Origin of the sequence: Streptomyces sp. SAI-135 (assembly GCF_029893805.1) — a bacterium.
Lineage (GTDB): Bacteria > Actinomycetota > Actinomycetes > Streptomycetales > Streptomycetaceae > Streptomyces.
Genome location: NZ_JARXYP010000002.1, coordinates 7,376,646 through 7,397,170 on the forward strand (window position 1 = coordinate 7,376,646; position 20,525 = coordinate 7,397,170).

General features: G+C 72.3%; 25 protein-coding genes. 20 read left to right on the forward strand and 5 right to left on the reverse strand.

All coding sequences use genetic code 11. The features are described 5' to 3' along the window. Nucleotides 1-11: 11 nt before the first annotated feature. The 4 genes from M2163_RS37705 to M2163_RS37720 all read left to right on the forward strand — a co-directional run bounded on the left by M2163_RS37705 (nt 12) and on the right by M2163_RS37720 (nt 3,806). Entirely contained in the window at nt 12-1,961 is a 1,950-nt protein-coding gene (locus M2163_RS37705) for an LpqB family beta-propeller domain-containing protein (RefSeq protein ID WP_280896227.1), read from the forward strand. Next, on the forward strand, nt 1,958-2,881 hold the full coding sequence (locus M2163_RS37710) for an LD-carboxypeptidase (RefSeq protein WP_280848432.1): 924 nt from the start codon (nt 1,958-1,960) through the stop codon (nt 2,879-2,881). Before M2163_RS37705 ends, M2163_RS37710 begins: the two co-directional genes overlap by 4 nt. Nucleotides 2,882-2,984: 103 nt before the next feature. Further along, entirely contained in the window at nt 2,985-3,224 is a 240-nt protein-coding gene (locus M2163_RS37715) for a hypothetical protein (protein WP_280896228.1), read from the forward strand. An 18-nt stretch (nt 3,225-3,242) separates the two neighbouring features. After that, complete coding sequence (locus M2163_RS37720) at nt 3,243-3,806, forward strand: GNAT family protein (RefSeq protein ID WP_280848430.1); 564 nt, start codon at nt 3,243-3,245, stop codon at nt 3,804-3,806. Here M2163_RS37720 and M2163_RS37725 read toward each other — a convergent pair. Further along, complete coding sequence (locus M2163_RS37725; protein ID WP_280848429.1) at nt 3,778-4,125, reverse strand: DUF6204 family protein; 348 nt, start codon at nt 4,123-4,125, stop codon at nt 3,778-3,780. The genes M2163_RS37720 and M2163_RS37725 overlap by 29 nt on opposite strands. A 59-nt stretch (nt 4,126-4,184) precedes the next feature. Here M2163_RS37725 and M2163_RS37730 point away from each other — a divergent pair, with 59 nt between their 5' ends. After that, entirely contained in the window at nt 4,185-5,084 is a 900-nt protein-coding gene (locus M2163_RS37730; RefSeq protein ID WP_280848428.1) for an arginase family protein, read from the forward strand. A 215-nt stretch (nt 5,085-5,299) separates the two neighbouring features. Here the strand turns inward: M2163_RS37730 and M2163_RS37735 are convergent, their stop codons facing one another. Next, nucleotides 5,300-5,650 carry a VOC family protein gene (locus M2163_RS37735; protein ID WP_141207716.1) on the reverse strand — a complete coding sequence of 117 codons (351 nt, stop codon included), beginning with the start codon at nt 5,648-5,650 and terminating at the stop codon, nt 5,300-5,302. 126 nt (nt 5,651-5,776) lie between these two features. On the opposite strand from M2163_RS37735, the gene M2163_RS37740 reads away from it, so the two are divergent. After that, on the forward strand, nt 5,777-6,271 hold the full coding sequence (locus M2163_RS37740; protein WP_280848427.1) for a phage holin family protein: 495 nt from the start codon (nt 5,777-5,779) through the stop codon (nt 6,269-6,271). A 33-nt stretch (nt 6,272-6,304) separates the two neighbouring features. Beyond that, nucleotides 6,305-7,312 (forward strand): SDR family oxidoreductase, encoded by a 1,008-nt coding sequence (locus M2163_RS37745; protein ID WP_280896229.1) that lies wholly within the window; start codon nt 6,305-6,307, stop codon nt 7,310-7,312. Between the two features lie 28 nt (nt 7,313-7,340). Here the strand turns inward: M2163_RS37745 and M2163_RS37750 are convergent, their stop codons facing one another. Continuing rightward, nucleotides 7,341-8,432 (reverse strand): enolase C-terminal domain-like protein, encoded by a 1,092-nt coding sequence (locus M2163_RS37750; RefSeq protein ID WP_280848425.1) that lies wholly within the window; start codon nt 8,430-8,432, stop codon nt 7,341-7,343. A 3-nt stretch (nt 8,433-8,435) separates the two neighbouring features. After that, complete coding sequence (locus tag M2163_RS37755; protein ID WP_280896230.1) at nt 8,436-9,395, reverse strand: LLM class F420-dependent oxidoreductase; 960 nt, start codon at nt 9,393-9,395, stop codon at nt 8,436-8,438. Nucleotides 9,396-9,553: 158 nt separating this feature from the next. Here M2163_RS37755 and M2163_RS37760 point away from each other — a divergent pair, with 158 nt between their 5' ends. From M2163_RS37760 to M2163_RS37820, 13 genes are read left to right on the forward strand one after another with little or no spacing between them, the layout of a single operon-like run. Then, the gene (locus M2163_RS37760) at nt 9,554-11,434 is read left to right on the forward strand and encodes an FAD-dependent oxidoreductase (protein WP_280897377.1); all 1,881 of its coding nucleotides are present in this window, start codon (nt 9,554-9,556) and stop codon (nt 11,432-11,434) included. Next, nucleotides 11,431-13,278 carry a transketolase gene (locus tag M2163_RS37765; RefSeq protein ID WP_280848423.1) on the forward strand — a complete coding sequence of 616 codons (1,848 nt, stop codon included), beginning with the start codon at nt 11,431-11,433 and terminating at the stop codon, nt 13,276-13,278. The genes M2163_RS37760 and M2163_RS37765 overlap by 4 nt, the downstream gene beginning before the upstream one ends. Then, complete coding sequence (gene ligD, locus M2163_RS37770) at nt 13,275-14,207, forward strand: non-homologous end-joining DNA ligase (protein ID WP_280896231.1); 933 nt, start codon at nt 13,275-13,277, stop codon at nt 14,205-14,207. The genes M2163_RS37765 and ligD overlap by 4 nt, the downstream gene beginning before the upstream one ends. 44 nt (nt 14,208-14,251) lie before the next feature. Continuing rightward, nucleotides 14,252-14,620 carry a gas vesicle protein gene (locus M2163_RS37775; protein WP_280848421.1) on the forward strand — a complete coding sequence of 123 codons (369 nt, stop codon included), beginning with the start codon at nt 14,252-14,254 and terminating at the stop codon, nt 14,618-14,620. A 58-nt stretch (nt 14,621-14,678) separates the two neighbouring features. Then, complete coding sequence (locus tag M2163_RS37780; RefSeq protein ID WP_280848420.1) at nt 14,679-15,107, forward strand: gas vesicle structural protein GvpA; 429 nt, start codon at nt 14,679-14,681, stop codon at nt 15,105-15,107. After that, complete coding sequence (locus tag M2163_RS37785) at nt 15,104-15,874, forward strand: GvpL/GvpF family gas vesicle protein (protein ID WP_280848419.1); 771 nt, start codon at nt 15,104-15,106, stop codon at nt 15,872-15,874. The genes M2163_RS37780 and M2163_RS37785 overlap by 4 nt, the downstream gene beginning before the upstream one ends. A gap of 6 nt (nt 15,875-15,880) precedes the next feature. After that, nucleotides 15,881-16,144, forward strand: a complete 264-nt coding sequence (locus M2163_RS37790; protein ID WP_280848418.1) for a gas vesicle protein GvpG — start codon at nt 15,881-15,883, stop codon at nt 16,142-16,144. Continuing rightward, complete coding sequence (locus tag M2163_RS37795) at nt 16,141-16,854, forward strand: DNA primase (RefSeq protein WP_280896232.1); 714 nt, start codon at nt 16,141-16,143, stop codon at nt 16,852-16,854. Before M2163_RS37790 ends, M2163_RS37795 begins: the two co-directional genes overlap by 4 nt. Continuing rightward, the gene (locus tag M2163_RS37800) at nt 16,854-18,002 is read left to right on the forward strand and encodes an SRPBCC family protein (protein ID WP_280896233.1); all 1,149 of its coding nucleotides are present in this window, start codon (nt 16,854-16,856) and stop codon (nt 18,000-18,002) included. Before M2163_RS37795 ends, M2163_RS37800 begins: the two co-directional genes overlap by 1 nt. Then, nucleotides 17,999-18,337, forward strand: coding sequence for a gas vesicle protein (locus M2163_RS37805; protein WP_280848415.1), 339 nt, complete (start codon nt 17,999-18,001; stop codon nt 18,335-18,337). Before M2163_RS37800 ends, M2163_RS37805 begins: the two co-directional genes overlap by 4 nt. After that, nucleotides 18,334-19,104 (forward strand): GvpL/GvpF family gas vesicle protein, encoded by a 771-nt coding sequence (locus M2163_RS37810; RefSeq protein WP_280848414.1) that lies wholly within the window; start codon nt 18,334-18,336, stop codon nt 19,102-19,104. Before M2163_RS37805 ends, M2163_RS37810 begins: the two co-directional genes overlap by 4 nt. Further along, on the forward strand, nt 19,101-19,289 hold the full coding sequence (locus M2163_RS37815; RefSeq protein WP_037706474.1) for a gas vesicle protein: 189 nt from the start codon (nt 19,101-19,103) through the stop codon (nt 19,287-19,289). Before M2163_RS37810 ends, M2163_RS37815 begins: the two co-directional genes overlap by 4 nt. After that, complete coding sequence (locus M2163_RS37820) at nt 19,286-19,570, forward strand: gas vesicle protein K (RefSeq protein ID WP_053850365.1); 285 nt, start codon at nt 19,286-19,288, stop codon at nt 19,568-19,570. The genes M2163_RS37815 and M2163_RS37820 overlap by 4 nt, the downstream gene beginning before the upstream one ends. A 30-nt stretch (nt 19,571-19,600) precedes the next feature. Here M2163_RS37820 and M2163_RS37825 read toward each other — a convergent pair whose 3' ends face one another. Beyond that, a complete protein-coding gene (locus M2163_RS37825) occupies nt 19,601-20,446 on the reverse strand; it encodes a methyltransferase domain-containing protein (protein WP_280896234.1) in 846 nt (281 codons plus the stop codon). Between the last annotated feature and the right edge of the window lie 79 nt (nt 20,447-20,525).

Consider the following 20,525-nt stretch of genomic DNA (forward strand, 5'->3'; position numbering starts at 1 on the left):
TGGGGGAGAACGTGCAGACGTCGCCATACGGTTCCTGGCCCTCGCCCATCGACGCGGCACTCGCCGCCGCGCACGACGGGCACCCCGAATGGCTGGGCTTCGTCGGGGACGAGGTGTGGTGGACCGAACCCCGGCCCGCCGAGGGCGGCCGCCGCACCCTGGTGCGCAGACACGCCGACGGCCGGGAGGAACCGGTGCTGCCCGCGCCGTGGAACGTGCGCAGCCGGGTCATCGAGTACGGCGGCCGGCCCTGGGCCGGTGCGGTGACGGCCGGCGCACCGCTCGTGGTGTTCGTGCACTTCGCCGACCAGCGGCTGTACCGGTACGAGCCCGGGAGCGAGCCGCGTCCGCTCACCCCGGTCTCCCCGGTGGGCGGTGGACTGCGCTGGGCGGAGCCGCAGTTGAGGCTCGACCTCGGTGAAGTGTGGTGCGTCCTGGAGGAGTTCACCGGCGACGGGCCCACCGACGTCCGCCGGGTCCTGGCCGCCGTACCGCTGGACGGCTCGGCCGCGCAGGACCGGGACGCGGTGCGTGAACTCACCGACGACCGCCACCGGTTCGTCACCGGGCCCCGCCTCTCGCCCGACGGCTCCCGCGCGGCCTGGCTCGCCTGGGACCACCCGCGGATGCCCTGGGACGGCACGGAACTGATCGTCGCCGACGTCCACGAGGGCACGCTGCGGGAACCCCGCACGGTGGCCGGCGGTCCGCAGGAGTCCATCGCCCAGGCCGACTGGTCGCCCGACGGCCGCCTCCTGTACGCGAGCGACCGCACCGGCTGGTGGAACCTCTACCGCGACGGCGAGCAACTGTGTCCGCGCGAGGAGGAGTTCGCGGGCGCCCTGTGGAAGCTCGGGCACCGCTGGTTCGCCCCGCTGGACAGCGGACTCATCGCCGTCGTGCACGGCACCGGCTCGACCGCGCTCGGCATCCTGGACCCCGAGACCGGGGAACTCGTCGACGCGGCCGGCCCCTGGACCGAGTTCGCGCCCACCCTCGCGGTGCACGGCGAACGGGTCGTCGCCGTCGGCGCCAGCCCGCGCACCGCGTACGAGGTCGTGGAACTGGACACCCGCACGGGCCGCGCCCGGGTGATCGGCGCCGAGCACGACGACCCGGTCGACCCCGTCCACTATCCCGAGCCCCAGATCCGCGTCTTCACCGGGCCGGACGGCCGGGACATCCACGCCCACGTCTACCCGCCGCACCACCCCGGGTACCGGGCGCCGGGCGACGAGCTGCCGCCGTACGTCGTCTGGGCGCACGGCGGGCCCACCGGCCACGCGCCTCTCGTGCTCGACCTCTCGATCGCCTACTTCACCTCGCGCGGCATCGGCGTCGCCGAGGTCAACTACGGCGGCTCGACCGGGTACGGCCGGGAGTACCGCAACCGGCTGCGCGAGCAGTGGGGCGTGGTCGACGTCGAGGACTGCGCGGCCGTCGCGCTCGCCCTCGCCGACGAGGGCACCGCCGACCGCGACCGGCTCGCCGTCCGGGGCGGCAGCGCGGGCGGCTGGACCGCGGCCGCCTCGCTCACCATGACCGACGTCTACGCCTGCGCCACGATCGTCTACCCGATCCTCGACCTCACCGGCTGGGGCACCGGGGAGACCCACGACTTCGAGTCCCAGTACCTGGAGAGCCTGGTCGGACCGCTCGCCGAGGTCCCCGGACGGTACGTGGAACGCTCGCCCGCAGAGCACGCCGACCGGGTCACCGCGCCCTTCCTGCTGCTCCAGGGCCTCGACGACGTGATCTGCCCGCCCGCGCAGTGCGAGCGGTTCCTGGAGAGGATCGCCGGACGCCGGGTGCCGCACGCCTACCTCGCCTTCGAGGGCGAGGGCCACGGCTTCCGCCGCGCCGACACCATGATCCGCGCGCTGGAGGCCGAACTCTCCCTGTACGCCCAGGTCTTCGGGCTCAACCCGCCCGGCGTCCCGACACTGGAGCTCACCAAGTGACAGCACTCGTACGGCCGTCCAGACTCTCTCCCGGCGCCCGGGTGGCCGTGGTCGCGCCGAGCGGACCCGTCGTGGAGGAGCGGCTCCAGGCCGGGCTCGACCTCCTGCGCGGCTGGGACCTCGACCCGGTGGTCGCCCCGCATGTCCTCGACCGGCACGGCGAGCTGGGCTACCTCGCCGGCTCCGACGCCGATCGCGCCGCCGACCTCCAGCGGGCCTGGTGCGACCCCGCCGTCGACGCGGTGCTGTGCGCCCGGGGCGGTTACGGTGCCCAGCGGATGGTCGACCTGCTCGACTGGGACGCGATGCGCGCCGCCGGACCGAAGGTGTTCGTGGGCTTCAGCGACGTCACCACGCTGCACCAGGCGTTCGCCACCCGCCTCGGTCTGGTCACGCTGTACGGGCCGGCCGCCGCCGGAGCCGACTTCGTCAAGAACGCCGTCGCCCAGGAGCAGCTGAGGGCCACCCTGTTCGCCCCGGAGACCGTCCGCACCCTCACCTCCCGCGGCACCACCCTGGTCCCCGGCCGGGCCCGCGGGGTCACCCTGGGCGGCTGCCTCAGCCTGCTCGCCACCGACCTCGGCACCCGGCACGCCCGCACCGGCGCGCGGGACGGGCTGCTGCTCATCGAGGACGTGGGGGAGCAGCCGTACCGGATCGACCGCATGCTGACCCATCTCCGGCGCAGCGGCTGGCTGGACGGCGTCCGGGGGATCGTCCTCGGCTCCTGGGCGGGCTGCGGGCCGTACGACGCGCTGCGGGCGGTACTCGCCGACCGGCTCGGCGGTCTCGGGGTGCCCGTGGCCGAGGAGTTCGGGTTCGGACACGGCGAGGGGGCGGCGACGATGCCCTTCGGGGTGACGGCCGAACTCGACACCGAGGCGGGCACGTTGACGCTGGACGAACCCGCCCTGCGCTAGTCCGCGCCGGGGTGCGAGGGCGGCGGGCACGGCATCCGCGCCCGGTCACCCGGAAGGCGGAGCCCGCCGTGCGCGTCGCGGGCTGCGGGCTCACCCTGGTCGCATGAGCCCGAAGACCTCCGAGAGCGGCACGGCCACAGGCACAAAGGGCGCGGCGACCCCCGCCCGGCTGGCCGTCCTGCTGCTCGCCGTCCTCGCCCTGATCTTCGTCTTCGAGAACACCCGGGCGACGAGGATCCGGCTGCTGGCTCCCGAAGTGACGGTGCCCCTGTGGACCGCCCTGCTCGCCACCGGCCTGATCGGCGCCCTGTGCGGGGCGTATGCCATGAGGCGCCGAGGCTAGCCGCCGTAGGGTGGCGGCATGCCGCACATCGCATCCCGCTACCTCGCCGAGGGCCCCCGCGTGGGCATACGCCACTTCACCTACGAGGACGCCGCCGAGTTCACCGCGCGGGTCCGGGAGAGCAAGGAACTGCACCAGCCGTGGCTGTTCCCGCCGGACAGCGAGAGCGCGTACCTCGCGTACGCCGGCCGGCTCATCGAGGATCCGACCAAGGCGGGGTTCCTGGTCTGCGAGAAGGACGGGGAGCGGGGCGACGGGGCCGTCGCCGGGTTCATCAACATCAACAACATCGTCCAGGGCGGCTTCCGGTGCGGGGCCCTCGGCTACGGAGCCTTCGCGCACGCCGCCGGACGCGGCCTGATGCGCGAAGGGCTGGACCTCGTGGTCGGGCACGCCTTCGGGCCGATGGGGCTGCACCGCCTGGAGATCAACGCACAGCCCCGCAACACCGCCTCCCTCGCCCTCGCCCGCAGCTGCGGCTTCCGGCTCGAAGGGTTCTCCCCGAAGATGCTCCACATCGACGGGGAGTGGCGGGACCACGAGCGGTGGGCGATCACCGCCGAGATGCGGGCTTCCGGTTGATCTTCATGGTGTCGAGGTCCGTGACCGTCGACCGCAGATCGCGGAAGCCGTAACCGAGCCCCCGCAGCGCCGTCTCCGCGCGGTCCTCGGCGATCGCGCCCGCCATCTCCTCGCCGTCCGCCGCGTCCGACACCACCACGTACCGCATCGAGAAGTGCTTCAGCGGCGCCGGCTCGTACGACAGCGAGCCCTCCGCGCGGAACCGCATGCTCGCCATGCCGTGGTCCGCCGCCTCGGCGAGCAGCCGGGCGCGGGCCTCCTCGGTGAGCCCGTCCCAGGTCCCGCGCACGATCACCCGGTAGGTGTGCTGCTCACTCACTGTCGCTCCCTCGTGTATCTCCGTGGACGGTCGAGGGTACGTCGGCGAGGATGATCCGCATGCGGAATATCGTCGTGCTGGACGCCCCCTCCAACCTCGGCCTGCGTCCGCCCGCCCCCGGTACCGTGCCCGGCTGCTACAAACTCGCCGGCGCCCTGCGCGAGCAGCGGATCGTGCAGCGCTTGGGGGCGCTGGAGGGCGGGGTGGTGGTGCCCCCGCGCTACGACCGCGGGGACTGGCAGGAGGGCGACGGCGTCTTCAACGCCGCCGCGATCGCCTCGTACACCGTGAGACTGGCCGACCGTGTCGAACGCCTCGTGCGCGCCGGGGACTTCCCCGTCGTCCTCGGCGGCGACTGCTCCGTCCAGCTCGGCGCCTCCCTGGCCCTGCGCCGCGTCGGGCGCTACGGCCTGGCCGCGATCGACGCCTCACCCGACTTCCGGCACCCCGGCAACTCCGACCGGATCGGCGCGGCGGGCGGCGAGGAGGTCGCGCTGGCCACCGGGCGCGGCCAGGACGACCTGACGGACCTGGAGGGGCTGAAGCCCTATCTGCGGGACGAGGACGTGCGGTTCTTCGGGATCCGTGACGTGTTCGAGGAGGAGCGCGCCGAACTCGCCGCCCTGAAGATCCCGGTCGTGACCGTCGGCGACCTGCGGGAGTGGGGCGCGGACGCCCTCGCCCGCGCCACCGCGCAGGCCTTCGCGATCCCGGAGATCGACGGCTTCTGGGTGCACCTGGACGCCGACTGCCTCGACCCGTCCGTGATGCCCGCCGTGGACAGCCCCGACCCGGACGGCCTCCTGCCCGGTGAACTCACGTCCCTCCTGCGGCCGTTGCTCGCCTCCCCCTCCTGCGTCGGCCTCAACATCACCATCTACGACCCCGATCTGGACCCCGACGGCACGGCGGGCGCGCTGCTCACCGACATCGTCGTGGACGCCTTTGCGCAATCCTGACCGGCAGCTCCCCTGGCCGACCCGGAGCCGAGCGGCTTCCATGGTGATCGTGACGACGATCCGGCCAGACGTGATCACCCTGCCCGCCGCACCCCTGGGCCCGGACAACCCGCTGCCCCCGCTGCGACTCCCGTACGAGGTTCACCGCATCGACGTACGGGACCACGACGACCTGCCCCCTACGACTTCCGTATGCGTCCGGAGGCCGAGTACCCCTAGGTGACGTTGCGGTCCACGTACTCGTACACCACACCGTCCGGGTGCATCGCGATCAGGTTGCGGCCCACCGGAGTCGGCACCGGGCCCGCGACGATCCGGGCGCCCAGCTCGTCGAGGAGCCGGCGGGCCTCGTCGACGTCCTTCACGGCGATGGTCGCCGCGACCTTGCGCAGCACCTCCAGCTCGGCCTCCGGGCCGCTCATCAGCAGGAAGCAGCCCACCGCGGCCACCTGGACGCCGCCGCGCTCGAAACGGAGGGCCGTGGCGCCCGCGAGCCGTTCGTAGAAGACGACCGCGCTGTCCAGGTCGTCGACGCAGACGCGCAGCGTGGTTCCCAGAATCTCCATGCGACGAGCCTAGTTCGGGCGGCCGGGCCGGGGAGATCGTTTCACGCGATCCTCCCGACCCGGCCGCCGGTGCCGCACAGGCGGCCCGGAGCGTTATGCGTACGCCTGTACGGGTACCCGGCGGCCATGGAGCGCTTGGATCACCTGGAGCATCTGGACAAGCATCTGGTCGACGAGCTGGCGCAGGTGGCACGCGAGACCGTACGGGACGAACTGCGCGAACAGACGCGCAAGCAGCGCCGCACGGCCATGCTGTACGCCGCGTCCGGCGCCGTCGCGCTGTACGCGGGCGCCGCCCTGGCCCTGGCCGTGGGTCTCGCCCTCGCCCTCGGGCTGCCCGACTGGGCCGCCGCACTGATCACCGCCGTCATCCTGGGCGCCGTGGCCTATGTGCTGCGCGGCGCGGCCAGGCCCGCGGGAGCCCGGCCGACGGCCGGCGCGGGCCTCGGACCCGATCAGGCCGCCGCAGGCACGGCACCGGTGGCCGCCCCGGCGACCGGCCCCGGGACGCCGTATCCGCCCATGCCGCCGGTGGCGCCCGGAGCGACGGGCACGCCGGAGCCCGGCGCCGCGCCGACGCAGGGCGGTACCGACCCCGAGCAGCCGCACCACCGCGCGTGACGCCTGGTGCACGACCCATGGGAGGAAGCGCGCGTGAAGCACGGCAAGGTCGTCGTGGTGACCGGGGCCAGCGGCGGCGTGGGACGGGCCACGGCCCGCGCCTTCGCCGAACGCGGGGCTCGTGTCGCCCTGCTGGCCCGGGGCCGCGAGGGGCTCGCGGCCGCCGCCGACGACGTGCAGCGGGCAGGCGGTGAGGCGCTCGTCGTCAGCGTCGACATGGCCGACCCCAAGGCGGTCGACGACGCCGCCCAGCAGGTCGTCGACGCCTACGGGCACATCGACGTCTGGGTCAACAACGCCTTCACCGGGGTCTTCGCACCCTTCACGGAGATCACCCCGGACGAGTTCCGGCGGGTGACCGAAGTGACCTACCTGGGCTATGTGTTCGGCACCCGGGCCGCCCTGCACCACATGCTGCCGCGCGACCGGGGCACCATCGTGCAGGTGGGGTCCGCGCTGGCCTACCGGGGCATTCCCCTGCAGTCCGCCTACTGCGGAGCCAAGCACGCCATCCAGGGCTTCAACGAGTCGCTGCGGTGCGAGCTGCTCCACTCGGGCAGCGGGGTCCGCACCACGATGGTGCAGCTGCCGGGCGTCAACACCCCCCAGTTCGACTGGGTGTTGAACCGGATGCCCGGCAAGGCCCGGCCGGTGGCGCCGGTGTACCAGCCGGAGATCGCCGCGCGCGCGGTCGTCCACGCGGCCTCCCACGCGCGGCGGCGGGAGTACTGGGTCGGCGGGTCCACGGCGGCCACGCTGATCGCCAACGCGGTCGCGCCCGGCGTGCTGGACCGCTACCTCGCCCGCACCAACTTCGAGGCGCAGCAGGAAGAGGGCGAGCACGGCGGTCCCGGGAACCTGTGGGCACCCGCGGACGGACCGCACGGACGGGACCACGGTGCGCACGGCCGCTTCGACGACGAGGCCGTGCAGCGCAGCCCGCAGGACTGGCTCTCCCGCAACCGCGGGCGCATGCTCATGGCCGCCGCGGCCGGAGGGCTGGGCGCCGCGGTGACGGCCGGGCTGCGCCGCCGGGGCTGAGAGGGGGGCGGGGGACGGCGCCGGCCGTTCAGGCCAGGCGGTACTCCTCCACCTCGTCCGTCCGCAGCGTCAGGCCGTGGCCCACGCCCGCCACCGGACGGACCGTGCCGCCGGTGGGATCCAGCGCCCCGTCGAAGAACATGTCCTCGATGCGGACGTGGTCGTGGAACCACTCCATGTGGCGGATGTTGGGGATCGAGGCGGCGGCCGCCGCGTGCGCGTGCGGGGCGCAGTGCGTCGAGACCTCCAGACCGTGGGCCTGGGCCAGCGCCGCCGCGCGGAGGAACTCCGTCACCCCGCCGCAGCGGGTCGCGTCCACCTGGAGGCAGTCCACCGCGCCGGCCGCGACCATACGGGCGAAGTACGGCAGGTCGTAGCCGTATTCGCCTGCCGTCACCTCGCACGCGAGCGCGTCGCGGACCAGCCGCAGCCCCGTCAGGTCGTCCGAGGAGACCGGCTCCTCGAACCAGCCGACGCCCTCCTCCACCAGCGCCCGGCCCACCCGGACCGCCTGCTTGCGGGTGTACGCGCCGTTCGCGTCGACGTACAACTCCGCTTCGGGGCCGATGACTTCACGAGCCGTACGGACCCGGGACAGGTCGCGGGGGACCGCCCGGCCCCAGCTCTCGCCGATCTTCAGCTTGACGCGGGGGATGCCCTGGCCGTGCACCCAGCCGTTGAGCTGTGCGGCCAGATGCGTGTCGTGGTACGTCGTGAAGCCGCCGCTGCCGTAGACGGGGACGCGTTCGCGGGCGACGCCGAGCAGACGCGCCAGCGGGAGTTCCAGGATGCGGGCCTTCAGGTCCCACAGGGCGATGTCCAGCGCGGAGATCGCGCACGCCGCGATGCCCGGGCGGCCCGCGTTGCGGACCGAGCGGCACATCGCGTCGTGCAGCGCCGGGATGTCCAGCGGACTGCGGCCCTCCACGAGCGGCCCGAGCTGCCCGGCGAGGAAGTCACCGACCGCGGCCGGGCCGTAGGTCCAGCCCGTGCCGGTCTCCTCCCCGTTCGACACCTCGGCGATCACCATCGTCGTGCTGTCCCAGGCGAGCGTGCCGTCCGCCTCGGGGGCGTCGGTCGGCACCGTGTACACCGAGACGACCGGGCGGTGCAGTTTCACCGTTCACCCCTGCTGGAGCTGGGGCAGCACCTTCGTGCGGTAGAAGTCGAAGAAGCCGCGCTGGTCGGGGCCGATCTGGTTGACGTAGACCCGGTCGAAGCCCGCGTCGGCGAAGGCGCTCAGCGCCGAGACGTGCTGGTCGACGTCGTCCCCGCACACCGCCTTCTCGCTCACCATCTCGTCCGTGACCAGCGGTCCCAGCTGCTCGAAGTGGCGCGGCGAGGGCAGGATCTGGGCCATCTCGCCGGGCAGGAACTGGTTGAACCACAGCTCGCGGACCGTACGGACGCAGTCGTCGCGGTCGACGCCGTAGCAGACCTTCGTGCCGCCGATGACCGGCTTGCCGGCCCCGCCGCCCTTGCGGAACTGCTCCACCATCGACTCGTCCGGCGTCATCGTGATGAAGCCGTCGCCGACCCGGGACGCCAGCGCCGTGGCCGCCGGGCCGAAGCCGGAGATGTCGATGGGGACCGGCTCGTCGGGGATCGTGTACAGGCGGGCGTTCTCCACCGTGTAGTGGGTGCCGTGGTGGTTGACCTCCTCGCCCGTGAAGAGGCGCCGCATCACCTGGATCGCCTCCTCCAGCATCTCCAGGCGGATGTGCGCGGGCGGCCAGACATGACCGAGCACGTGCTCGTTCAGGGCCTCTCCCGAGCCGACACCGAGGCGGAAGCGGCCGTTCGTCATCACGGCCGAGGTCGCCGCGGCCTGCGCCACCACCGCCGGGTGGATCCGCACGGTCGGGCAGGTCACGGCCGTCTCGACGGGCAGCGACACGGCTTCCGAGAGCGCGCCGATCACCGACCACACGAAGGGGCTCTGGCCCTGCGCGTCGTTCCACGGGTGGTAGTGGTCGGAGATCCACAGCGAGCTGAAGCCCGCCTGCTCGGCCATCCGCGCCTGTTCCACGAGGTCCGCGGGACCGAACTCCTCGCACGACAGGAAATAGCCGTATTCGGGCATGGGGGGTACCTCCGGCGGTTCCGTGATGGGAGGGGCCTCGTCCGAGTACCCGGCGACCCGTGCGGAAACCGGCGTTTGGGCGCTCCGGGCAGGGGGACGCGGAAGGCTCCCGAGGTACGCGACAGCCCCGGAGGCGAACCGTGAGTCGACCCCGCATCGTGATCGTCGGTGCCGGCTTCGCCGGGTACCGGACGGCCAAGGAACTGTCCCGAAAAGCCCGCGGCAAGGCCGACATCACCCTGCTGAACCCGACCGACTACTTCCTGTACCTGCCCCTGCTGCCCCAGGTCGCCGCCGGCATCCTGGAACCCCGACGGGTGACCGTCTCCCTCTCCGACACCCTGCCGCGGGTGCGGCTGGTCCTCGGCGAGGCCGACGGCATCGACCTGGACGGCCGCACCGTCCACTACACCGACCCCGAGGGCGGCCGCGGCACCCTCGGCTACGACCGGCTGGTACTGGCCGCCGGCAGCGTCAACAAGCTGCTTCCCATCCCCGGCGTCGCCGAGCACGCGCACGGCTTCCGGGGCCTGCCGGAGGCGCTGTACCTGCGCGACCACGTGACCCGGCAGGTGGAGCTCGCCGCGGCCGCCGACGATCCGGAGACCTGCGCCGCCCGGTGCACCTTCGTCGTGGTCGGCGCGGGCTACACGGGCACCGAGGTCGCCGCGCAGGGGCAGCTGTTCACCGACGCGCAGGTGCGCAGGCACCCGCTGCGCCAGGGCATGCGGCCGCGCTGGATCCTCCTGGACGTCGCCGAGCGGGTCCTGCCCGAGCTCGACCCGCATCTCTCCCGCACCGCCGACCGCACGCTCAGGGAGCGGGGCGTGGAGGTGCGGATGGGCACCTCCGTGAAGGAGGCCACGCCGGAGGGGGTGCTCCTGACCGACGGCGAGTTCGTCGCGACCCGGTCGCTGGTGTGGTGCGTGGGCGTACGGCCCGATCCGCTCGCCGAGTCGCTCGGACTGCCCATGGAGCGCGGCCGGCTGCTCGTCGACCCGAACCTGCAAGTGCCGGGCCGGCCCGAGGTGTTCGCGTGCGGTGACGCGGCCGCGGTGCCCGACCTGGAGAACCCGGGGCAGTACACGCCGATGACGGCACAGCACGCCTGGCGGCAGGGCCGTACGGCGGCCCTCAACGTCGCCGCATCGCTCGGAGCCGGTGTGCGCCGCCCCTACGAGCACCGGGACCTGGGCTTCGTCGTGGACCTCGGCGGCGCGAAGGCCGCGGCCAACCCGCTGGGCATCCCGCTGTCCGGCCTCGCAGCCGGTGCCGTCACCCGCGGCTACCACCTCGCCGCGATGCCGGGCAACCGGGTCCGGGTCGCCGCCGACTGGCTGCTGGACGCCGTACTCCCGCGCCAGGCGGTCCAGTTGGGGCTCGTACGGTCCTGGTCGGTGCCCCTGGACACCGCCTCGCCGGAAGTGGCACGGGTCCCCGGACGGCCGCAGGAGCAGCACAAGGCCGACGCGCGCTCCGGACCCGGCGCCGCGACCGAGCGGGAGACCGCTCCGGGGCACGGGACGACGGAGCGCGGGGCGGCCGCGCGGCGCGAACCGGACGGGCCGGGTGACCCCCTGGAAGAGGCCGCGGAGGCCGCGGAGGCCGCAGAGGCCGCAGAGGCCGAGAGGGCCGACGCGCCGGAGTCGACCGACGTGGGGAGCGCGGGCGAGGCGGTGATCGCGGAGGCGAAGGCCCGCGAGACGGCCGAACGGGAGTCGCCCGAGCGGGAGTCGGTGCGGTGGGGGTCACCGGAGTGGCAATCGCCGGAGGAGGAGCCGCCCGGCCTCGCCCCGCAGGACCGGTCGCCCGCACCCGCCGGGAACCCGCCCGGCCCGGAACCGGCCAGGAACCAACCGGGACCGGAGCCCGCCAGGAACCAACCGGGCCCGGAGCCCGCCAGGAACCAGCCCGGTGGTGAACCCGCGAAGAACCAGCCGGCCGCCGAACCGGCAAGCAACCAACCCGGCGGTGAGCCGGGACAAGCCCCCGGCCCCGTCAAGCGCACGGACGCGGACCCCGCGGAAGGAGACTCATGAACACCGGTGAACTCGTAGAACTCGCCCAGCAGTTGCGCGTGGACAGTGTGCGCGCCTCGGCCGCCGCGGGCTCCGGGCACCCCACCTCGTCGATGTCCGCCGCCGACCTGATGGCCGTCCTCCTCGCCAACCACTTCCGCTACGACTTCGACCGCCCCGCGCACCCCGGCAACGACCGCTTCGTGCTGTCCAAGGGCCATGCCTCACCGCTGCTGTACGCCGCGTACAAGGCGGCCGGTGTCGTCGACGACGAGGAACTGCTGACCTTCCGCAAGCTCGACAGCCGCCTCGAAGGACACCCGACCCCGCGCAAGCTGCCCTGGGTCGAGACGGCGACCGGATCGCTGGGCCAGGGACTGCCGGTGGGCGTCGGCATCGCGCTGTCCGGGAAGCGGCTGGACCGCACCGACTACCGCGTGTGGGTGCTGTGCGGCGACAGCGAGCTCGCCGAGGGCTCGATCTGGGAGGCCGCCGAGCACGCCGGCCACGAACACCTCGACAACCTCACCGCGATCGTGGACGTCAACCGGCTCGGCCAGCGCGGCCCCACCCGGCACGGCCACGACCTCGACGCCTACGCCCGCCGCTTCCAGGCCTTCGGCTGGCACACCGTCGAGGTCGACGGGCACGACGTGGACGCCGTGGACCGCGCGTACGGCGAGGCCGAGTCCACCAAGGGCCAGCCCACCGCGATCCTCGCCCGCACCCTCAAGGGCAGGGGCGTCGCCGACATCGAGGACCGCGAGGGACTGCACGGCAAGCCGCTCAAGAACGCCGACGACGCCATCGAGGAGCTCGGCGGCGTGCGCGACCTGCGCGTCCAGGTGCACGAGCCGCCGGCCGCCCGCATGCTGCACGCCGTCCGCGCCGGGCACGTCGAACTGCCCAGGTGGGACACCGGCGAGGAGGTGGCCACCCGGGACGCCTACGGACAGGCCCTCGCCGCCCTCGGCACCGGACGCGGAGACGTCGTCGCCCTGGACGGCGAGGTCGGCGACTCGACCCGCACCGAGTACTTCGCCAAGGAACACGCCGACCGCTACTTCGAGTGCTACATCGCCGAGCAGCAGATGGTCGCGGCCGCCGTGGGACTGGCCGCACGCGGCTGGGTGCCGTACGCCGGGACCTTCGCGGCCTTCCTCACCCGCGCCTACGACTTCGTGCGCATGGCCTCCATCAGCGGGGCCGGCCTCAATCTCGTCGGCTCCCACGCGGGCGTCGCCATCGGGCAGGACGGACCCAGCCAGATGGGCCTGGAGGACCTGGCGATGATGCGGGCGATCCACGGCTCCACCGTGCTGTACCCGTGCGACGCCAACCAGACCGCCCGCCTGGTCGCCGCCATGGCCGGCCTGGAGGGCATCCGCTATCTGCGCACGGGCCGCGGCGAGAGCCCGGTGATCTACGGCCCCGACGAGGAGTTCCCGATCGGCGGCAGCAAGGTGCTGCGCTCCTCGGACGACGACCGGCTGACGGTCGTCGCCGCGGGCGTCACCGTGCACGAGGCGCTCAAGGCCGCCGAGGCGCTGGACCAGGAGGGCATCCGCATCAGGGTCGTCGACCTGTACTCGGTCAAGCCCGTCGACCGGGACACCCTGCGGCAGGCCGCCGAGGACACCGGCTGCCTGCTGACCGTGGAGGACCACCGCGAGGAGGGCGGCCTCGGCGACGCCGTCCTCGACGCCTTCACCGACGGCCGGCCCGTGCCGCGTCTGGTGCGCCTCGCCGTCCGTACGATGCCGGGCTCGGCCTCGCCCGAGGAGTCGCTGCACGCCGCGGGCATCGACGCCGAGTCGATCGCGGCCGCCGGACGGCTGCTGGTGGAGCAGGCGATCGTGTCGTGACCGGGGACGACGTACGGACTGTACGCGCGGGCAGGCACAGCGTCGAGGTGCACCGCCCGGACAAGGTGCTCTTCCCGGGCGGCGACGGCGCCAAGGAGTACACCAAGGCCGATCTCGTCGCCTACTACCGGTCCGTCGCGCCCTTCATGCTGCCGCACCTGCGGGGCCGTCCCCTGATGCTGGAACGGCATCCGGACGGTGTCACCGGGCCCCGGTTCATGCAGAAGAACACCCCGGACTCCTACCCGGAGTGGATCCACCGGACCGAGGTGCCGAAGGAGGGCGGCACCGTCTGCCACACCGTCTGTGACGACACCGCCACCCTCCTGTACCTCGCCGACCAGGCCTGTCTCACCCTGCACCGCTGGCTGTCCCGGGTCGGGAGCGTCGAGCGGCCCGACCGGATGGTCTTCGACCTCGACCCGGCGGGCGACGACGACTTCGCCCTCGTGCGCGAGGCGGCCCGGCTGCTCGGGGAACTGCTCGACGAGCTGAAACTGCCCTCGGCGCTGATGACGACCGGCTCGCGCGGACTGCACGTGGTCGTGCCCCTCAACGGCCGGCACGACTTCGACGAGGTCCGCCGGTTCGCCAAGGACGTCGCCGACACGCTGGTCGCGGACCACCCCAACCGGCTCACCACCGCCGCCCGCAAGAAGGAGCGCGGCGACCGCCTCTACCTCGACATCCAGCGCAACGGCTATGCGCAGACGGCCGTCGCGCCCTTCACCGTACGCGCGAAACCCGGGGCCCCCGTGGCCACCCCGATGGCCTGGGGCCAGCTCGACGACCCGGACCTGGACGCCCGCCGCTGGACCATCGCCGACGCGGTCGAACAGGCCCGCACCGATCCCTGGGCCGGGGTCATGGCCAAGGGGCGCTCCCTGGGTCCCGCGCGGCGCAGGCTGAACGCCTTGATGCCCTCCTGAAGGTTTGGCGAAGGAACGAGCGGCCACCCGAGGTGAGAGGTGCCATGTCGAACACAAAAAACTCATCGGAAGCACAGAATTCACGGAACTCCCACAACGGGACAGAAGAGGACACGGCGGAGAACGTGACGGAGAACCGGCGGCCCAATCCCATGGAGGTGCTGCGCAACGCGCGCACCCAGCTCGCCGAGCTGACCGGAATGGCCGCCGAGAACGTGTCGTCCTTCGAACAGACCGAGGACGGCTGGTCCCTCGAGATCGAGGTGCTCGAGCTGACCCGCGTGCCCGACACGATGAGCCTGATGGCGAGCTACCAGGTCGATCTGGACCCCGACGGACAGCTCACCGGCTACCGGCGCGTTCGCCGCTACGAACGCGGGCGTGCGGACGCACACAGGCAGGGTGGCCGTTAGGCCGCCCCACCACACAGACATCCGTTCACCAGCACACAGAAAAGGAGGCGCGGTCGACATGACCGTTGTCCCGGCACAACAGGGCGGTGGCGGAGGCGGCTCCAGCGGCCTCTACGACGTTCTGGAACTGGTCCTCGACAGGGGTCTCGTCATCGACGCGTTCGTACGGGTCTCCCTGGTCGGCATCGAAATTCTGAAGATCGACGTACGGGTCGTGGTGGCCAGCGTCGACACGTATCTGCGCTTCGCCGAAGCGTGCAACCGGCTGGACCTGGAGGCCGGCCCGCGCAAGGACCCCGGTCTGCCCGACCTGGTCGGCGAGATGACCGAGTCCGGCGCCCGCGGCAAGTCCAAGGGAGCGCTCTCCGGCGCCGCCGAGACCATCTCCGACGCCTTCAAGCAGGCGCGTGAGGGAGACGGCCAGAGCGAGTCCCGGCCGCGCGCCCGTAAGTCCACGGCCTCGCGCAGGAAGGAGGAACAGGAGTGAGCACGTACGTCTACGGCATCACCGCCGCTTCCCACCCCACGCTGCCCGAGGACCTGGTGGGCGTCGGCGACCCCGCGCTTCCGGTGCGGGTGCTGACGGAGGGCGACCTGGCGGCCATCGTCAGTGACACCCCCGAAGGGCTGCGGCCCAAGCGCCGTGACCTGCTCGCCCACCAGAACGTGCTGAGCGAGGCGGGTGCGGACGGCTGCATCCTGCCCATGCGGTTCGGCAGCGTGGCCCCCGACGACGACACCGTCACCGGGGTGCTCGCGGAACGCCAGGAGCACTACAAGGAGCGCCTGAGCACCCTCGAGGGCAAGGTCGAGTACAACGTCAAGGCCACGCACGACGAAGAGGCCGTCCTGCACCGCGTGATGTCCGACAACCCGGACGTCCGCGCCATGACCGAGGCCAACCGGCGTGCGGGCGGCGGCAGTTACGACGACCGCCTCAGGCTCGGCGAGATGGTCGTGGCCGCGGTCAAGGCACGTGAGGCCGAGGACGCCGCACAGGTGCAGCGAGCCCTGGAACCCGTCGCCGACGCGATCAGCGTGGGCCCCGAGTCCTCGGGCTGGCTCGCCAACGTGTCGTTCCTCGTGGAGCGCGACTCGGCCGCGTCCTTCCTGGAGGCGGTGGACGAGCTCCGCAAGGCCCATCCGCACCTCGACCTGCGGGTCAACGGCCCGCTGCCGCCGTACAGCTTCGTCGACCCGGGCCCGGCCGAACCCGCGGGCACCGCGGTCGGCATCGATCATGCGGAGGAGTGAGGCGGTGTGGGTCTCATCGGAGAGGTGCTGCTGCTGCCGTTCGCCCCGGTGCGCGGCAGCGCCTGGGTGATCAGGCAGGTGCTGCACGAGGCGGAGCGCCTCTACTACGACCCGGCAGCGGTCCGGGCCGAACTCGCCCGGCTCGAGGAGCGACTCGAGGCGGGCGAGATCGACGACGAGGAATTCGACCGACAGGAGGACGAACTCCTCGAACGACTGGAGATCGGCCTGCGCGGTGGCGCGGGGACTGGCGACGGGACGACGCGATGAACCGAGTGGGACTGGGCCTCGCCGTAGGGGCCGGATACGTTCTTGGACGTACGAAGAAACTGAAACTGGCTTTCGCCGTGGGCTCGGTGGTGGCCGGCAAGAAGATGCACCTGAGCCCGCGGGCCGTGGCCGACCTGGTCTCCCAGCAGCTGCTGAAGAACCCGCAGTTCAAGGAGATAGGCGACACGCTCCGCGAGGACCTGCGAGGGGTCGGCAAGGCGGCCTCCGGGGCCATGGTGGAGCGGCAGATCGACGCGATCGCCGACCGGCTGCACGGCCGTACCGCCCAGGTCCGCGACCAGCTCTCGGGCGTGGCGCCCGAGGTGCCGGGCCTCTCCGACGACGAGGACGACGAGCCCGAACGGGACGAGGAGTCCGAGGAGGAGGAGACTGGGACCGAGGCCGAGGCCGACGAGGAGCCCTCGGACGAGCACGACGATGAGGCCGAGGACGACGGCGAGCAGGACGAGGCCCCGGCCGCGGCGAAGAAGACCGCCGAGAAGGCCCCGGCCAAGAAGACGGCCGCCAAGAAGCAGCCCGGCCGCAAGCCGCCCGCGAAGAAGACGGCGCAGAGCCAGGGCCGCACGGCCGGCAAGAAGACCGCGGCCAAGAAGACCACGGCGAAGAAGGCGGCCGCCAAGAAGACGACCGCGGCCAGGGGAGCCGGCCGGAGCACCCGTTCCCGGCTGCCGAAGGGAGGCGGTGAGTGATGACCGAGACGCTCGGATCCGCCACCGACAAGGCGAAGAGCAACCCGCTCACCGACGTGGCCCACAGCGAGGCCGCCGACCGGCTCAAGGCCGAGCTGCAGGAGTACGTCGCCGCACAGGCCCAGCGCATGCTCGTCGGCGTCGGCCGCAAGCTGGGCGAGACCACCGGCAAGCTGAACGACATCGCCGAGGGCAACAGCCCCGGCTTCGCCAAGCTCGCGCTCGACGGCGGCCGCAAGCTCGCCGAGGGCAAGGGACCGCTGCGCAGCGCGCTGGAGGTCGGAGCGGGCCGGGCCAAGGACAGCGTGGTCGGCGCCTTCAAGAACCTCGGCGGCGGCAAGGGCAAGCGCAAGGGCGGGGCCGGCCAGAAGCCCACGGTCATCATCGAGTACATCGACGTCGGCGTGGATCTGCGCACGGCCTACGACCAGTGGACGCAGTACCAGGACTTCTCCACCTTCGCGAAGGGCGTCAAGAGCGCGAACCGCGCCGACGACACCCACACCGACTGGCAGGCGAAGATCTTCTGGTCCAACCGCGGCTGGAAGGCGACCACCACCGAGCAGGTCCCGGACGAACGGATCCAGTGGACGTCGGAGGGCGCCAAGGGAACGACCAAGGGCGTCGTCTCCTTCCACAAGCTCGCCGACAAGCTCACCCGTGTCCTGCTGGTGATCGAGTACTACCCCCAGGGTCTGTTCGAGAAGACCGGCAACATCTGGCGCGCCCAGGGCCGCCGGGCCCGGCTGGACCTCAAGCACTTCGCCCGCTTCATCACCCTCAAGGGAGAGGCCGAGGACGGCTGGCGCGGCGAGATCCGCGACGGTGAGGTCGTCAAGAGCCACGAGGACGCGGTGGCGGAGGAGGAAGAGGCCGAGGGCGCCGAAGGGGCCGAGGACGCCGAGGAAGAGGACGAAGAGGAAGGCCCGTACGCCGAGGACGAGACCGAGGACGAGACCGAGGACGAGGCCGAGGAGGAGCCCGAGGAGGGTGAGCCCGAGGACGCCGAGGACGAGTACGACGAGTACGACGAGGAGGAGGAGCCCGAGGACCAGGCTCCTGAGGACCAGGCTCCTGAGGACGAGGAGGACGTGCCCGAGGAAGAGGAAGAGGACTACGAGTACGCCGAGGGCGGGAGCCGACGATGAGCATGCCCAGCCGGCTCCCGGATCCCTACGGTCAGGGGAGCGGAGCCAACCTGGCCGACATCCTGGAGCGTGTGCTGGACAAGGGCATCGTCATCGCGGGAGACATCCGCATCAACCTGCTCGACATCGAGCTGCTCACCATCAAACTGCGGCTCATCGTCGCCTCGGTCGACAAGGCCAAGGAGATGGGGATCGACTGGTGGGAGGACGACCCCGCGTTGTCCTCCCGTGCCCGCCGCGACGAACTCGCCCGGGAGAACAACGAGTTGCGTGAACGGCTCGCGCGCCTGGAGGAGCTGGAGCCCCGCCGCCGCGCCGAGGAGGAGACTTCATGACCGGACTGCGGTACGTGTACGCCGTCTGCCGCCCCTTCGGCACCCCGTTGCAGGCCCAGCTGGCCGGGGTGGCCGGTGACCCGCCCAGACTGCTGCACCACCATGGCCTGGTCGCCGTGGTCAGCCACGTACCGGAGCGGGACTTCGCCGAAGAACCGCTCCGCAGGCATCTGGAGGACCTGGAGTGGCTGACCGGGACCGTGCGCGCTCACCAGAGCGTGATCGACGCGCTCACCGTCGTCACCACCCCGCTGCCGCTGCGGCTCGGCACCGTCTTCCGTGACGACAGCGGGGTCCGGGTGATGATCGAGGAACGCGAGGAGAGCTTCCGGCGCACCCTCGACCGGCTCCAGGACCGGGTGGAGTGGGGCGTCAAGGTGTACGCCGAGACGCCCACCCCGGAGCGCGCGGAGTCCGCCGGGACGGCCGCCAAGCCGGCCTCGGGCCGGGACTACCTGCTACAGCGGCGCCGGCGGGTGCGTTCGCGCGAGGAGATGTGGCAGCAGGCGGAAGCCTTCGCGACCCGGCTGCACGAAACGCTTTCCGGATATGCCGAGGACGCACGGCTGCACGCCCCGCAGAATCCCGCGCTTTCCGGGGCCTCGGGGCAGAACGTGCTGAATGCCGCCTATCTCGTGCCGCGCGCCGATTCCGAGGAATTCGTGGAAATGGTGGACCGTACGAAGGACGACGTCCCGGGCATGCGGGTGGAACTCACGGGGCCGTGGGCGGCCTATTCCTTCGCGGGGGAGGAACAGCAGCCGTGACCGTCATCGAACGCCGTGAGGTGGCCCTCGTCGACCTGCTCGACCGGCTGCTGGCCGGCGGCGTCGTCATCACGGGGGACATCACCCTGCGCATCGCGGACGTCGACCTGGTGCGCATCGATCTGAACGCGCTGATCAGTTCGGTCAACGCGCAAGTTCCCTCACCGTTCGAGGAGTTGCTGTGACGGCCCGACGCAACCGGCTGGACCTGGAGCCCGACACGGTCGAGCGGGACCTGGTCAAGCTCGTCCTGACCGTCGTGGAGCTGCTGCGGCAGCTCATGGAGCGCCAGGCGCTGCGCCGGTTCGACGAGGGCGACCTGAGCGAGGAGCAGGAGGAGCGGATCGGTCTGACGCTCATGCTCCTCGACGAGCGCATGACCGAACTGCGCGAGCGGTACGGACTGCGGCCCGAGGACCTGAACCTGGACCTCGGGCCGCTCGGACCGTTGCTGCCCCGGGAATGACGCCCGGAGAGAACCAGGACGGCCAGTGATTCAGGCGCCTTTCCGGCACAGGATCTCTCCGTGGAGCACACAGAACCAGCCGTCGTCCTGTGCGCCCCATTCCCGCCAGCCGTCCGCGACGGCCCGCAGCCGCTCCGGGGTGGCGTGGCCGCCCTCGGTGGCCCGCTCCGCATAGGCGGAGGCCAGCGTGCGGTCCGCCCACAGCCCGCTCCACCATTCCCGCTCCTCGGCGGTGGAGTAGGTCCAGGTGCCGGAGCTCGCGGTGATGTCCGTCAGCCCGGCCCGCAGCGCCCAGGACTTCAGTCGCCGGCCCGCGTCGGGCTCACCGCCGTTGGCGCGGGCCACCCGGCGGTAGAGGTCCAGCCAGTCGTCCAGGCCGGCAGTGGCCGGGTACCAGGTCATGGCCGCGTAGTCCGAGTCGCGCACCGCGATGAGTCCGCCCGGCCTGGTGACCCGCTTCATCTCCCGCAGCGCCTGCACCGGGTCCCCGACGTGCTGGAGCACCTGATGGGCGTGGACGACGCAGAAGGCGTCGTCCGGGAAGTCCAGCGCGTGCACGTCGGCGACCGCGAAGTCGACGTTCGTCAGCCCGCGGGCGGCGGCCGTGGCGCGGGCCTGGTCCAGGATGCCCGCGGCGTGGTCGACGCCGGTGACCCGGCCGCCCGGGACCAGGGCGGCGAGGTCGGCGGTGATCGTGCCGGGCCCGCAGCCGATGTCCAGGATCCTCATGTGGGGCTTGAGCGAACCGAGCAGGTAGGCCGCCGAGTTGGCGGCGGTGCGCCAGGTGTGCGAGCGCAGTACCGACTCGTGGTGGCCGTGCGTGTAGACGGCGGTCTCCCGCGGTTTCTCCGGTGGCGTGTCCTGTGTTGTCGGCATGGCCGGGCTCCCCTTCTCGACAGGTCCGTCGGTACTCCGTCGGTACGCAGAACCGTACGCGTGCATGTCGAATGGTGAG

What these genes read in the sequence shown, in the direction of transcription:
- M2163_RS37715 (WP_280896228.1), top strand. Translation starts at nt 2,985, where the DNA reads ATGAGCCCGAAGACCTCCGAGAGCGGCACGGCCACAGGCACAAAGGGC.
- M2163_RS37795 (WP_280896232.1), top strand. Translation starts at nt 16,141, where the DNA reads ATGAACCGAGTGGGACTGGGCCTCGCCGTAGGGGCCGGATACGTTCTT.
- M2163_RS37805 (WP_280848415.1), top strand. Translation starts at nt 17,999, where the DNA reads ATGAGCATGCCCAGCCGGCTCCCGGATCCCTACGGTCAGGGGAGCGGA.
- M2163_RS37775 (WP_280848421.1), top strand. Translation starts at nt 14,252, where the DNA reads ATGTCGAACACAAAAAACTCATCGGAAGCACAGAATTCACGGAACTCC.
- M2163_RS37825 (WP_280896234.1), bottom strand. Translation starts at nt 20,446, where the DNA reads ATGCCGACAACACAGGACACGCCACCGGAGAAACCGCGGGAGACCGCC.
- M2163_RS37800 (WP_280896233.1), top strand. Translation starts at nt 16,854, where the DNA reads ATGACCGAGACGCTCGGATCCGCCACCGACAAGGCGAAGAGCAACCCG.
- M2163_RS37730 (WP_280848428.1), top strand. Translation starts at nt 4,185, where the DNA reads ATGCGGAATATCGTCGTGCTGGACGCCCCCTCCAACCTCGGCCTGCGT.
- M2163_RS37735 (WP_141207716.1), bottom strand. Translation starts at nt 5,650, where the DNA reads ATGGAGATTCTGGGAACCACGCTGCGCGTCTGCGTCGACGACCTGGAC.
- M2163_RS37720 (WP_280848430.1), top strand. Translation starts at nt 3,243, where the DNA reads ATGCCGCACATCGCATCCCGCTACCTCGCCGAGGGCCCCCGCGTGGGC.
- M2163_RS37755 (WP_280896230.1), bottom strand. Translation starts at nt 9,395, where the DNA reads ATGCCCGAATACGGCTATTTCCTGTCGTGCGAGGAGTTCGGTCCCGCG.
- M2163_RS37780 (WP_280848420.1), top strand. Translation starts at nt 14,679, where the DNA reads ATGACCGTTGTCCCGGCACAACAGGGCGGTGGCGGAGGCGGCTCCAGC.
- M2163_RS37765 (WP_280848423.1), top strand. Translation starts at nt 11,431, where the DNA reads ATGAACACCGGTGAACTCGTAGAACTCGCCCAGCAGTTGCGCGTGGAC.
- M2163_RS37810 (WP_280848414.1), top strand. Translation starts at nt 18,334, where the DNA reads ATGACCGGACTGCGGTACGTGTACGCCGTCTGCCGCCCCTTCGGCACC.
- M2163_RS37740 (WP_280848427.1), top strand. Translation starts at nt 5,777, where the DNA reads ATGGAGCGCTTGGATCACCTGGAGCATCTGGACAAGCATCTGGTCGAC.